The sequence below is a fragment of the Streptomyces sp. HUAS ZL42 genome (assembly GCF_040782645.1).
In the GTDB taxonomy this organism is placed as follows: domain Bacteria; phylum Actinomycetota; class Actinomycetes; order Streptomycetales; family Streptomycetaceae; genus Streptomyces.
The window spans coordinates 1,157,282-1,169,808 of record NZ_CP160403.1; the positions used below are offsets into that span (position 1 = coordinate 1,157,282).

Sequence of the window (12,527 nt, forward strand, 5' to 3'; positions counted from 1 at the left end):
GACGACGCGGCATGCCAGGGCTTGGTCGGCGCAGCACCACGAGGGAGAGACGATGCAACCGTTCGCGCTCAACTACGCACGCCCGGCGGCGGAGTTGGAGGTTATCACTCCGTACGCCTATGACTCCGGACTGCAGTTGAACGTGCTTCTGGACGGGCGGATAGCCGCCTCGGACCTTGCCCTGCTCAGAGAACTCGGGACCACGACCTCGACCGCGGGCTCGAAGACTCACTTCGACGACTGAACGCGGAACCGACGACAATGACCGTTCTGATCCTGACCTGTGAACAGGATGTGACGGCGGACATGGTGGTCGTGCACCTCAACGCGTCCGGAGTGCCTGTGGTCCGGCTCGACCCGGCCGACCTGACCGGCGGGGTGGCCCTCTCGGGCGAGTACGTACACGGCGCCTTCCGCGGCCATCTGTGGTCGGCGGGCCGTCTGGTGAGCATCAACGGCCTGCGGTCCGTCTGGGTGCGCAGGCCGGGCACGCCGGCCACACGGGTCGCCGAGCCGTCCGAGTGGCTCACCGAGGAGTCCTCCCAGGCCCTCTACGGGATGCTGCGCAGCTCCGACGCGCGCTGGATGAACCACCCCGACGCGGCGCGCCGGGCCCGGCACAAGCCCTGGCAGCTCCGCCTCGCCCAGCGCAGCGGACTGCCCGTGCCGGCCACTGTGATCACGAGCTTCCCGCAGGCAGCCCGGGACTTCGCCGAGCGCTTCCCCGACCTGGTGGTCAAACCCGTCTCCGGCGCCCACCCGCAGGAACCTCCCCGGGCGGTGCCGACCAGCCGCGTCGCGCCGGACACGGACTTCACCGCCGTGGCGTTCGGTCCCACGCTGCTGCAGCGGCGGATCGCCAAGCGGGCCGACATCCGTCTGACCGTCGTGGGCGACCGGATGCTCGCCGCCCGCAAGGAGACCGCACCGGACGCGGACCCCGACGAGGTCGACGTCCGCTTCGCCTCGTCGGCGCTGCCGTGGCGGCCCGTCGAGGTCCCGCCCCGCATCGCCGAGGGCGTCCGCACCTACCTACGGGACGCGGAACTGGCGTACGGCGCCTTCGACTTCGCCGAGGACGCCGACGGGACCTGGTGGTTCCTGGAGTGCAACCAGTCGGGACAGTTCGGCTTCGTGGAGGTGGAGACGGGGCAGCCGATCGCCCGGACCATCGCGGAGTGGCTGACCGACCCCTCCCCGCGGCGGCAGACGGGGTGCGACGGCCGGAGGACGACGGTGCACTGATCCCTCCACGACCGGAAAAAGCGCGTGCCCGGCGCCGGGGCTGTTGCTAGCCTTGGCGCCATGATCACGCTTTCGACTCAGCACCGGATGATGCCCCGCCGACGGGGCTGCTGAGTACGGACGCATATCGAATCCGAGGCCCCGGGACGGGGCCTCGACGCATGTGCGGACCGGGTCCCGCCGCCCGGTGGGAGGACCCATGACCGCACGACGCCACTACATCACCACGACCATTCCGTACGTCAACGCGCGCCCGCACCTTGGCTTCGCCCTGGAACTCGTCCAGGCGGACGTGCTGGCGCGCCACCACCGCCATCGGGGCGATCACGTCCGGCTGGTGACCGGCACCGACGACAACTCCCTCAAGAACGTCCTGGCCGCCGAGGCCGAGGGCATCGACGTACGGACGCTGGTCGAGCGCAACGCCGACGCGTTCGCCGCGCTGCACGAGCCACTGGCGCTGTCCCCCGACGACTTCATCCGCACCAGCAGCGATCCCCGCCACCGGGTCGGCGTGGAACGGCTGTGGCACCGGTGCGCTGCCGCGGGCGACCTGTATCGCAAGCAGTACGAGGGTCTGTACTGCGTCGGCTGCGAGCAGTTCTGCACCCCGGACGAACTGGCCGGGGGGCGCTGTCCCGAGCACGGCACCGAGCCACAGCACGTGGCGGAGGAGAACTGGTTCTTCCGCCTGTCCCGCTACGCCGACCGTCTCCATGAGCTGATCACGAGCGGCGCCCTGCGCATCGAGCCCGCCGCCCGCCGCAACGAGGTGCTCGCCCTCGTCGCCGCGGGCCTGCACGACTTCTCCGTCTCCCGCTCGCACCATCGCGCCCGCGGCTGGGGCATCCCGGTGCCGGGCGACCCCGATCAGGTCGTCTACGTGTGGTGGGACGCGCTGGGCAACTACGTCACCAGCCTGGGCTACGGCACCGACGATCCCGCGTACGAGGAGTGGTGGGGGTCCGGCGAACGCCGCGTCCACCTCGTCGGCAAGGGGGTGGTCCGCTTCCACGCCGTGTACTGGCCCGCCATGCTGCTGTCGGCCGGACTGCCGCTGCCCACCGACATCCTGGTCCACGACTACCTCACCGTCGAAGGCCGCAAGATCAGCAAGTCAGGCCCGACGACCGTCGACCCGGTCGAGCTGGCCGCCGAGTACGGCACCGACGCAGTGCGCTGGTGGCTCCTGCGGGACGTCCCCCGCGTCGGGGACGCCGACTTCACCCGCGAGCGGCTGACGGCCCGCGCCGACGCTGACTTCGCGGGAGGACTGGGCAACCTCGTGCACCGGGTGGTGACGATGGTCCACCGTTACCGGGACGGGGTGATCCCCTCCCCCGCCGACGGCGATCCCACCGACGGCGACGCGGCCGTGACGGCGCTGCTGGAGGAGTGCCGGTCGGCACCCGGCCGGATCGACGCCGCCCTCGCGGACTTCGACTTCCGCCCCGCCCTGCGCGCCGTCTGGGGCATCGTCGAGCAGGCCAACCGCTGTATCGACGCCACCCGCCCGTGGGAACTGGCGCGGGCGGAACGGCGAGGCAACACGGCGGCGGCCGACCGTCTCGACGCGGTCCTCGCCGCCCTGATCACGGCATGCCGCGAACTGGCCGAGGAACTGCGCCCGTTCGTCCCAGGAGCGGCCGCCCGGATCCGTGCACAGGTGACCGCCGGGGAGGGAGGTGTGCTGCCACTGTCGTCCCCGCTCTTCCCCCGCCTGGCGGACCGCTCCTGACGTACGTGTCACATGATCGTCAGTTTTCGGTGTCGAGTCGGACGTGTTCGATGTCTTCGTCCAGGAAGGTGGAGAGGTCCTGGGCTTCGGCGCGGACGGCTTCCTGCTCCAGGGCGGTGAGGGAACGGAGGGGGCTGATGATAAGTCGGTGATGGTGCACGGTCCAGGTAGCGGTCACGCGTCCGTCGACAAGCACCGTACGGTGGCCTGCGACGGACACACCGAGGTGGGAGGCGTCGATGATGCGGCTGCGGTCGTGGTAGCCGAGGACGGCGTTGTCGAAGGCCGGCAGGAACCGGACGGGGGCCGGGGTGTCGGGGTGGGGGCGGGGCGCGTCGGGCAGATCGAGCAGTTCGCGACCGCGTTCGTCGCGGAAGACGACGAGTTCTTCTCGGACGGCTTTGACAGCGGTGGGAAGACCGGCGAGGCCGCACCAGGCGCGTAGGTCCGCACTGGCGGCAGGCCCGTGGGCGGCGAGGTAGCGGCGCAGCAGTTGCTGCCCGACGGGATCGCCGTCCCCGGTGGGCAGGGGGTCGATGTCCCGTTCCAGCCAGGTGGCCAACGGCAGGTTGCGTACGCCGGCGGTCTGGTGCCAGAGGCCACGGGGCGGGAGTTGGGCCATCGGGATGAGGGCTGCGACGAGCAGCTCGCCCAGGACCCGGTGTGGTGGGCCGGGCCAGCGGTCTTCGAGGGCTTGTACGAGCTCCCTCATGGTTCGGGGCCGCTGGTCGGCCATGGCCGCGCGGCCGGCGGCAGCGACCTCGTCCAGGTCGATGCCGACCAGTTCACGCCGGTAGGTGCCCAGCACTCGGCGGCGCAGCATGGTGTCGTGGCGGGCTCGCCAGGCGAGCGCGTCGCCGGAGGTGACAAGGTGGACGGTGCGGCGCATCAGGTGGGTGCGCACCACCGTGCGGCCGGTCAGCGCATCGTCCAGTTGCTCGGGCCTGAAGCCGGCCAGGCGGGACCACAGCCCGATGAACGGTTCCCGGGGCTCTTGCGCCTGCAGGCCGCACAGGTGGGTCACCGCCTCAGGCACGGATGTGTCGCTGCGCGTGAGCAGGTGCTGGCGGGCGAGGGTGGCGCGGTTGAGGGCGCGGCTGTCGAGGACGGTCATGGTCGGCCGGTTCAGTCGTTGTACGGGGCGGTGACGTCCAGGACCCAGGTGACGCCGAAGCGGTCGGTGAGCATGCCGTACAGCGGCGCCCACTGCGCAGGCTCCAGCGGACGCACGATGGTCGAGCCCTCCGCGAGTTTGCCCCACAGGACGCTGATCTCCTCGGCGCGGTCACCGCGCACGGAGACGAAGAACGGGTTCTCGCCCTGGTTCCAGGGCAGTTGCGAGGGCACGTCGTATGCCATGACGTGGAAGCCGTTGTCGCCGGCCACCTCGCCCCACATCACCCAGTCCGCCTCGCTCTCGTTCTGCACGGCGCCCGCGTCCTTGTAGGTGACCGCGACCGTACGTCCGCCGAAGACGGACTGGTAGAAGTCCAGCGCCTCACGTGCGGCGCCCCGGAAGTTCAGATGAGTGGTGGTCGTGACGGACATGACCTGCTCCTTGCCTCGATGTGACGAATACGCCGCCGTCACCAGGAGCGATGCCTCCCGGACGGCTCGTACGCCACCATGACGGAGGTAGCGGACAGGTTGTGTCCTGTACTGCAGGGAAAATGGATCTCATGCACAAGACATCCTCCCGGCTGCTCGCGCTGCTCTCGCTGCTTCAAACGCACCGTGACTGGTCCGGCGAGGATCTCGCCGAGCGCCTCGACATCACCTCGCGCACCGTGCGCCGTGACATCGACCGCCTGCGCGAACTCGGGTATCTGATCACGACCGTCAAAGGACCGGCCGGCGGCTACCGCCTGGAGGCCGGCACTCGCATGCCACCCATGCTGTTCGACGACGACCAGGCCGTCGCCCTGGCCGTCGCGCTGCAGTCCGCAGCGACCGGCACCACCGTCGCCGAAGACGCCACCCGCGCCCTGGCCACCCTCCGCCAGGTCATCCCACCCCGCCTGCGCCACCGCATCGACCTGCTGCGCATCACCGCCGTCCAACCGCCCGCGGACCACGACATCCCTCAGGTCGGCGGTCGGCTGCTGGTGGACCTGAGCCGCGCCATCCACGCCCGCGAGGAACTGCGCTTCGACTACACCCCGGGCCCAAGCACCTCAGCCGGCAACCCCCGCCGCGTACAACCCCACCACCTGGTCATCCGGCGCAATCGCTGGTACCTCGTGGCCTGGGACCTCGACCGCGAGGACTGGCGCACCTTCCGTGTCGACCGCATCCAACCCCGCACGCCCACCGGCCCCCGCTTCGCCTCCCGCGAACTCCCCGGCGGTGACGTCTCCACCTTCATCACCAGCCGATTCCGCGGCAACGACGGCACCACCACCGACTGGCCCTGCCAAGGCGACGTCATCCTCCGTCTCCCGGCCGCCGAGGTCGCACCGTTCGCCCAGGACGGAATCGTCGAGGAACTCGGCCCCCACCACTGCCGACTCACCCTCGGCTCCTGGTCATGGACCGGACTTGCCGCCGCCATCGGCCGCTTCGACACCGATATCGAAATCATCGGCCCACCGCAACTGGCCAGGGCATTCGAGGATCTGGCCGCCCGCTACGCCCGCGCCGCATCCACCACAGGACCGGAGCTCGGTCCGACGCCGTGAGAACGCAACGCGCCGCGCCGCTCAGGCCTGTGAACCTCCCAGCGCACGGGCCAGTTCCGTCGTCGCCCGGGTGATCTCCGCGTCCTCCTCGGCGAGCAGTCGCGGCAGGTCACCGCGCCGGTCGTGGACGGCCCGCCGGGCCGCGCGTTCCCACACGACGTGGTTCTCGCGGTGGTTGAGCAGCTTCGGGTAGACGGCGGCGGTGCTCTCCCACTGACGGGCGTCGGCGATGCACTTGAGGAGCTCGATGATCTGCGGTCGGCATGTCACCTGGGGCAGCTGCGCGAGCTCCCACAGGAAGGGCACGGTGGCGGCGGTGGCCTGTTCCACGACGAAGCCGTACTGGCAGACGCGTCGGCGCAGGTCGTCGAGCGCGGCCCGGGCGGTCTGCTCGTCACCCCAGGCCACGCTGGACAGGAGGATCGGGATGGCGGCCGCCGACCCGGTGGAGTCCTTGATCTCGCTCCAGGGCACCTGGTCCAGTGTCTTCAGCGGCGTGCTCGGCTTTCCGGTCGGAGCGGGGCACATGGCGGGGGACCCTTCCACGGAAGTTGCGTCAGGTGAGGGCCGGATCGACAACGCGGCCCAGACGGTCTTGCCCACGGGATGTCTGGGTGTCCAGCCCCACGCGTCGGACAGCGCCTCGACTATCGCCAGGCCGCGTCCGCTCTCCTCGAGTTCGCAGGCGTCGGCGGCCGCGGGGACGGGCGGGGCGTCGACATCGTCGGTGACGGCGAGCAGCAGGTGGGCCGGGGTGAGCGCCAGGCCGAAGCCGATGGTCTGTCTGCCGGCCGGAATCTGCGACGTGGCGTGCTCGGCCGCGTTGGCGGCCAACTCGCCCATCACGAGCATCGCGTCGTCATCGCGATGGTCCAGTGACCACTGGCGCAGGATGCCACGGGTGAAGGCTCGGCCCAGTGCGAAGCCATGCCGGTCGCACATGATGCGCAGATCGGCGGAGACGACGGGGGCGACCGGCCACTCGCCGTGGCAGCGGGGCGCGCTGATCGCAGGCGACGACACGTCATCTCCCTGAAGCGACGTCAGGACGGGCGGCAACAGCGGGGGTTGACGCCACGGCTATTATCCACGGCGACAGCGCTCGTGTGCAATTGCACGGGAAATTGCGTCAAAAAGAGCCGGCGGAGCGCACGGCGGAGAACGTGAACGTCAAGGAGACTGCGGTGCCACCAGCGCGGAACGGAGTGCGGGCGAGTTCGTTGGACGTCCGCTGGATCAAGAGCCGGCACAGCAACGCGGAGGGGAACTGCGTCGAAGTCGCCACCCTGACCGACGGGGACATCGCGATGCGCAACTCACGCGACCCCGACGGACCCGCGCTCGTGTACACACCGGCCGAGGTGTCGGCGTTCCTGGCCGGCGTCAAGGACGGCGAGTTCGACCACCTGGTGCCGGACGGCGCGTGAACCGGCCAGGACGGCCAACTCCGCTGTCTTTCCGGCGGGATACGGTGAAGAAGACGTGCCGAGTGAGATAGTGTCTTCGTCACGTCTGCCGGTCCACGGGGAGCCACGATGTCCACCGCGTCGCCTCGCATCTCCCGGCTCGAGTCCTATCTCGACCGGCCCGAGCCCGCGCCGACTCTGCTGAAGATGCTGGTCGGCGTGCAGTTGGCGGGGTTCCGTGAGGATGCCGGCCTGTCCCAGGACCAGGCTGCGCGAACGCTCGGATTCAGCGGGGCGAAGCTCTCCCGCATCGAGTCGGGAAAGGGCCGCAGGCCCCCGGCGGAGCGCGATGTCCGGGCCCTGCTGGAGCTGTACGGCACCGAGGACTACGAGGCGTCGGTGCTGCTGAAGCTCCTGCAGCGGGCCGGCGAGCCGGGCTGGTGGCAGCGCTACGACAAGCGGCTCATGCCCGAGTGGTTCGACCGGCTGGTGGGACTGCAGGAGGCGGCCGCCACCATCCGTACCTTCGAGATCCAGTACGTGCCCGGGCTGTTGCAGACCGCCGCCTACACGCGGGCGGTGGTGGAGCGGGGCCTGCCCAACGCGCCGGCCAACGAGGTGCAGCGCCGCGTCGAACTGCGCACGCGCCGGGCGCAGTTGCTGGACCGGACGGACGCGCCGCAGCTGTGGGCCATCGTCGACGAATCAGTCCTGCTGCGTGTTCTCGGCGGCAAGGACGTCATGCGCGAGCAGCTCGGGCGTCTCGTGGAGATGGCCAGGCGTCCCCATGTGACCGTGCAGATCGTGCCCCTGGACGTGACGAACGCCTCGGCGCCCGCCATTCCGGTCACCTATCTCCGCTTCGGCGGTCAGGACCTGCCCGACGTCGTCTACCTCGAGCACATCAGGAGCGCCAACTTCCTCGAGGACCGTGACGAGACCGAGGAGTACCGGCTCGCCCTGGACAGGCTGGCCGACGAGGCGCTCAACCCGCGCGAGTCCCTGAGCCTGCTGCGCGAGACGATGGAGGCACGCTACCCCGCGCCGTGACCGTTACGGGAGGCGGCCCACTCCGCCGAACTCGATCCACTCCTGCGTGAGCTGACGGGGCGCCACCTCACTGTCCGGTCGCCAGGTGGACACCTCCACGAGTCCCGGTTCGAGGATGTCGACGCCCTCGAACAGTGCGGCGACGTCCTTCTCCTGGCGCACACGCCCCCAGTGCCCCTGCGTCACCTGGTCCATGAAGTTCGTGACGAAGTCACGCACCTCGGCGTCCTCGCTCACGAGCTGGCACATCACCAGATAACTGCCGGGCGCGAGCCGCTCCGTGACCCGGCGCACCACAGCCTGCGGTCCGTCGGTCTCGCTGTCCGGAATGCAGTGGAAGACGGAGTTGAACAGCACGGCGACCGGCTGGGAGAAGTCGATCAGACGCTGGGTGTCGGGGTGGGAGAAGATGGCTTCCGTCTCCCGCATGTCCGCGTGGATGACGGTGGTGCGCTCGTCCTGCTCCAGCAGCGCCCGGCCGTGCACGAGCACCATCGGGTCGTTGTCCACGTAGACGACGTGCGCGGTGGGGTCGATGCCCTGGGCGACCTGGTGCACGTTGTCCTGGGTGGGCAGGCCGGAGCCGTGGTCGAGGAACTGCCGGATTCCGTACTCCTGTGTCAGGGTCCTGACGACCCTTTGCAGGAAGCGCCGGTTGTTCACGGCCAGACGGCGCGTGCTCGGAACGACCTTGTCGAGTTCCTCGCATGCCGCACGGTCGGCCGCGTAGTTGTCCTTGCCGCCCAGATAATGGTCGTACATGCGCGCCGCCGTCGGCACGTTGGCGTCGATCTTCGTGGACAGCTGCTTCTCCGAGTGCATCGCTCCCCCAGCTCCGTGCCGCGCCAACTCGGCTGGCATGAAAGAGATTACATCCTGGGAACTCGATGTTGTCCCGTTCCGGAGGATGAGCGGCACAGAACCGGAAGAGGACTCAGGAGGCGTCGAGAGCGGCGAGTTCGCCGGCGGTGAGGACGAGGTCCTGCGCGGCGGCCGAGTCGCGGATCGTCTCCGGACGGCTCGCTCCCGGAATCGGCACGACCACCGGCGACTTGGCGAGCATCCAGGCCAGGCAGACGCGCTGCGGGCTCACCCCGTGCGTCTCGGCGACCTGTGCGAACGGCGCGTACGCCGAGCCCAGTTCACGTGCCCGGGAGATACCCCCGAGCGGACTCCACGGCAGGAACGCGATGCCGAGTTCGTCGCACAGGCGAAGCTCCGGCTCACTGGAGCGGAAGGACGGGGAGAACTGGTTCTGCACGGAGACCAGCCTGCCGCCCAAAATCTCATTGGCCAGCCTGATCTGCTCCGGGTTGGCGTTGGAGATGCCCGCCATGCGGATCTTGCCCTCGTCGAGCAGGTCGCGCACCGCGCCGACGGACTCCTCGTACGGCACGCGGGGGTCGGGGCGATGGAACTGGTAGAGGCCGATGGCCTCGACACCGAGCCTGCGCAGCGAGGCCTCGCAGGCCTCCTTGAGGTGCCGGGGGCTGCCGTCCAGGGTCCAGCTGCCGTCGCCGGGACGCAGATGGCCGCCCTTGGTGGCGACCAGGACGTCCGCACCGCGCTCATGGGTGGCGAGGGCCTTGGCGACCAGGGTCTCGTTGTGGCCGACCTCGTCGGCGTACAGGTGGTAGGCGTCGGCGGTGTCGATCAGCGTCACGCCGGCGTCGAGGGCGGCGTGAACGGTGGCGAGGGAGCGTGCCTCGTCGGGTCGCCCCTCGATCGACATGGGCATGGCGCCGAGGCCGATCGCGCTGACCTCGACGTCACCGATGCGGCGGCTGGGCATGGGCTTGTGACCTCTTTCGGCTGGCGGTGGCGCCGGACGCTCACCAGCCTGTCCCGGTGGCGGCCAGAGGTCCAATAGAAGAAAGCGAACGCATTCAGTGCCCGCGCAACTGAATCCCGGCCCACGTGGTGGCCTCGGCAACGGGGTTGCGCCGCCGCCCGGTTCGTGTGAAACGCTCACCCACGTTTCGGCACTCTGGAGAGGCGACGGCATGCGCATAGGACTTCTCGGCACCGGCCCCTGGGCGCAGATGGCCCACGCGCCCGCCCTCGGCGGACACGACGGGGTGGACTTCGCCGGCGTGTGGGGCCGCCGCCCGGACGCCGCGAAGGAGCTGGCCGCCCAGTACGGGGTGCGCGCCTACGACGACATCGACGCCCTCCTGGCCGACGTGGACGCCGTCGCCGTCGCCCTGCCACCGGACGTCCAGGCGGAGCTCGCGGTGCGCGCCGCGCGGGCGGGCCGCCATCTCCTGCTCGACAAGCCCCTCGCGCCGACCGTCCGGGAGGGGCGGGCCGTGGTCGAGGCCGTCCGGGAGGCCGGGGTGGCGTCGGTGGTCTTCTTCACCACCCGCTTCCAGAGCGAGCCCGCGGCCTGGATCACCCGGCAGGCGGCCACCGGCGGCTGGTTCACCGGGCGGGCGCAGTGGCTCGGCGCGGTGTTCACCGGCGACAGCCCGTTCGCGGCGTCCCCTTGGCGACGGGAGAGGGGCGCCCTGTGGGACGTCGGCCCGCACGCCCTGTCCGTCCTGGTGCCCATCCTCGGCGAGGTCCGGCGCGTGGCCGCGGTGGCGCACGGCCCCGGGGACACCGTCCACCTGATCGTCGAGCACGCCGGCGGCACGACGAGCACCCTGACCCTGAGCCTCACCGCCCCGCCCGCGGCGGCGGGCGCCGCCGTGGAGCTCCGCGGCGAGACCGGCGTGACGCTCCTTCCACCGAGCGCGGAGGGAGCGGTGCCCGCCCTCGCCCGCGCCGTGGACGCCCTGCGCGCGTCCGCCGAGAGCGGCCGGCCCCACCCCTGCGACGCCGCGTTCGGCCTGCGGGTCACGGAGGTCCTGGCCGAGGCCGAGGCGCTGTTGGCCCGGAGCCAGGGCCTGTCCGGCGGATCAAGTCGCAGAGAATCACCGGCATCTGATCGGCGCGGGTGAGCGGGGCGTGGTGCGTCCAGCTGCAAGGCGGAGGAGGGCGTCGACGGGGAGCATCGGGAACCGACGGCAAACGCCGCAGACGGCGGCCACACCCCGCGTCTGCGGCATGATCCGCCGGACAGGCCTAATCCTCGTCGAACGGCTCGTCGCTCCACCGGAACCACGCCCGATCGCCCTCGATGTGCAGCAGGAACTCGGGGACCGGGCCGTCGGGTGAGGAGAGGGAGACGCGGCGTCTGATCTCGTGGTACACCGTCTCCCACTCCTCCAGGTGCCCGTCGTCGTCCCGGTCCGCCAGCGCGAGTTCGCGGACGAAGAGCTCCTCAACGGCGGCGAAGGCCGGGCCGGCCGTGAACTCGCCCGACAGCCACGGGAAGTCGGCCTCGTCGATCAGGATCTCCCCGACCCGCTGCTCACCGCTGTGCACGCACCAGACCTCGCCGTCGAAACCCACTGCCCCTCCGTCGTCCGCCGCCGATCACGCCGTACGACCGAGCATGTCACCCGCTACTGACAACGGCTCATTGCCGGGCACGGAAGTTGATGCGTTCCCGTACGACGGGGAAGCCGGCCCGGGTGAAGTGCGCCGCCATGGGGAAGTTGCCCTGGTCGGTGGCTCCGGAGACGAACTGTGCTCCCTGCTCGACGAGGAAGTGCGTGCACTCGGCCAGGAGGTCGTAGGCGTAGCCGTGCCCGCGCTGGTCCGGCAGTACGCCGACGAAGCCGACGCACGGGCCCGAGGGATTGTGCGCCGGAATGTGGATCCCCGCCAGGTCGCCCTGTGGTGTCCGCGCCACCTGCCACCACTCCCGCGGTGACGGGAGCCAGTGGAAAAAGTCGAGTTCCTCCTGGGCGGCCCGGTCGACTCCGCCCTCCTCGATGGCCTTCAGCGCGTGGACGTCCAGGGTGACGGAGTGGATGCGGCGCAGTGCGTCGCGGAACACCGTGTCGTCGGGTTCGGGGGCGAACACCAGGCGGCCCGGCCGCTCGGGCAGCCCGCACTCCGGTGTCCAGCGGTACAGGAAGCGCTCCACCAGGAGTTCGTAGCCGACCGCCTTGGCTGCGGTGAAGCGTGCTTCCGCGGCGGTGCGCAGGGACGCTTCCGTGCGCCAGCCGCCGGGCAGGTTCAGCTCCAGGTCGACACGCCAGGGGGCACTGCGCAGGAGTTCGGCTCCCGCCTCCTCCTCTCCCTCGGCCACGTCGAACCAGTTGACAACGACCGGCTCGGTGTCGTCCGGGCCGCCCCACCAGGCGGCGCGGGCGACGACCCGTCCGTCGCGCAGGGCCACGCGCTTCCACTCGGGGCGGAACCGGGTCAGCCGGTGCGCCTCACGGGCGCCCAGCGGGTCGGGCAGGGTGTCGAAGACAGGGGCGTCGAGCTCGTCGAGCGCGCGGATGACCAGGTCGGTCATGGGATTCCTCCGGAATGCGTACTGCGTGGAGCGCTCCCGGGTCGGATCAGACGAGG

The 12,527-nt window shown here is 70.6% G+C and carries 14 protein-coding genes and 1 pseudogene; 7 read left to right on the forward strand and 8 right to left on the reverse strand.

Annotated features, from left to right (window positions below; all coding sequences use genetic code 11):
- Positions 1 to 52 precede the first annotated feature (52 nt).
- From tgmA to metG, 3 genes are all read left to right on the forward strand, one after another.
- Complete coding sequence (gene tgmA, locus ABZO29_RS05495) at positions 53 to 244, forward strand: putative ATP-grasp-modified RiPP (protein WP_367318984.1); 192 nt, start codon at positions 53 to 55, stop codon at positions 242 to 244.
- A gap of 17 nt (positions 245 to 261) precedes the next feature.
- A complete protein-coding gene (gene tgmB, locus ABZO29_RS05500; RefSeq protein ID WP_367318985.1) occupies positions 262 to 1,245 on the forward strand; it encodes an ATP-grasp ribosomal peptide maturase in 984 nt (327 codons plus the stop codon).
- Between the two features lie 199 nt (positions 1,246 to 1,444).
- Positions 1,445 to 2,983: a methionine--tRNA ligase gene (gene metG, locus ABZO29_RS05505; RefSeq protein WP_367318986.1), complete on the forward strand. Its 1,539-nt coding sequence runs from the start codon at positions 1,445 to 1,447 to the stop codon at positions 2,981 to 2,983.
- A gap of 19 nt (positions 2,984 to 3,002) precedes the next feature.
- Here metG and ABZO29_RS05510 read toward each other — a convergent pair whose 3' ends face one another.
- Complete coding sequence (locus ABZO29_RS05510; RefSeq protein ID WP_367318987.1) at positions 3,003 to 4,097, reverse strand: winged helix DNA-binding domain-containing protein; 1,095 nt, start codon at positions 4,095 to 4,097, stop codon at positions 3,003 to 3,005.
- 11 nt (positions 4,098 to 4,108) lie between these two features.
- Positions 4,109 to 4,531: a VOC family protein gene (locus tag ABZO29_RS05515; RefSeq protein ID WP_367318988.1), complete on the reverse strand. Its 423-nt coding sequence runs from the start codon at positions 4,529 to 4,531 to the stop codon at positions 4,109 to 4,111.
- 131 nt (positions 4,532 to 4,662) lie between these two features.
- Here ABZO29_RS05515 and ABZO29_RS05520 point away from each other — a divergent pair, with 131 nt between their 5' ends.
- The gene (locus ABZO29_RS05520) at positions 4,663 to 5,661 is read left to right on the forward strand and encodes a helix-turn-helix transcriptional regulator (protein ID WP_367318989.1); all 999 of its coding nucleotides are present in this window, start codon (positions 4,663 to 4,665) and stop codon (positions 5,659 to 5,661) included.
- A gap of 21 nt (positions 5,662 to 5,682) precedes the next feature.
- Here ABZO29_RS05520 and ABZO29_RS05525 read toward each other — a convergent pair whose 3' ends face one another.
- Positions 5,683 to 6,189, reverse strand: a complete 507-nt coding sequence (locus ABZO29_RS05525) for a hypothetical protein (RefSeq protein ID WP_367326054.1) — start codon at positions 6,187 to 6,189, stop codon at positions 5,683 to 5,685.
- Between the two features lie 66 nt (positions 6,190 to 6,255).
- Positions 6,256 to 6,603 (reverse strand): annotated as a pseudogene (locus tag ABZO29_RS05530) (ATP-binding protein); the annotation flags it as partial.
- A gap of 242 nt (positions 6,604 to 6,845) precedes the next feature.
- Between ABZO29_RS05530 and ABZO29_RS05535 the strand changes: the two are divergent.
- Both ABZO29_RS05535 and ABZO29_RS05540 read left to right on the forward strand, forming a co-directional pair.
- Positions 6,846 to 7,088: a DUF397 domain-containing protein gene (locus ABZO29_RS05535; RefSeq protein WP_367318990.1), complete on the forward strand. Its 243-nt coding sequence runs from the start codon at positions 6,846 to 6,848 to the stop codon at positions 7,086 to 7,088.
- Between the two features lie 108 nt (positions 7,089 to 7,196).
- The gene (locus ABZO29_RS05540; protein WP_367318991.1) at positions 7,197 to 8,117 is read left to right on the forward strand and encodes a helix-turn-helix domain-containing protein; all 921 of its coding nucleotides are present in this window, start codon (positions 7,197 to 7,199) and stop codon (positions 8,115 to 8,117) included.
- A 3-nt stretch (positions 8,118 to 8,120) separates the two neighbouring features.
- Here ABZO29_RS05540 and ABZO29_RS05545 read toward each other — a convergent pair whose 3' ends face one another.
- Positions 8,121 to 8,939, reverse strand: coding sequence for an SAM-dependent methyltransferase (locus ABZO29_RS05545; protein ID WP_367318992.1), 819 nt, complete (start codon positions 8,937 to 8,939; stop codon positions 8,121 to 8,123).
- A gap of 112 nt (positions 8,940 to 9,051) precedes the next feature.
- Positions 9,052 to 9,909 (reverse strand): aldo/keto reductase, encoded by an 858-nt coding sequence (locus ABZO29_RS05550; RefSeq protein ID WP_367318993.1) that lies wholly within the window; start codon positions 9,907 to 9,909, stop codon positions 9,052 to 9,054.
- A 211-nt stretch (positions 9,910 to 10,120) separates the two neighbouring features.
- Between ABZO29_RS05550 and ABZO29_RS05555 the strand changes: the two genes are divergently transcribed.
- The gene (locus ABZO29_RS05555; RefSeq protein ID WP_367318994.1) at positions 10,121 to 11,059 is read left to right on the forward strand and encodes a Gfo/Idh/MocA family protein; all 939 of its coding nucleotides are present in this window, start codon (positions 10,121 to 10,123) and stop codon (positions 11,057 to 11,059) included.
- 124 nt (positions 11,060 to 11,183) lie between these two features.
- Here ABZO29_RS05555 and ABZO29_RS05560 read toward each other — a convergent pair whose 3' ends face one another.
- Both ABZO29_RS05560 and ABZO29_RS05565 read right to left on the reverse strand, forming a co-directional pair.
- Complete coding sequence (locus tag ABZO29_RS05560) at positions 11,184 to 11,513, reverse strand: hypothetical protein (protein WP_367318995.1); 330 nt, start codon at positions 11,511 to 11,513, stop codon at positions 11,184 to 11,186.
- Positions 11,514 to 11,580: 67 nt separating this feature from the next.
- The gene (locus ABZO29_RS05565; RefSeq protein ID WP_367318996.1) at positions 11,581 to 12,471 is read right to left on the reverse strand and encodes a GNAT family N-acetyltransferase; all 891 of its coding nucleotides are present in this window, start codon (positions 12,469 to 12,471) and stop codon (positions 11,581 to 11,583) included.
- Positions 12,472 to 12,527 lie beyond the last annotated feature (56 nt).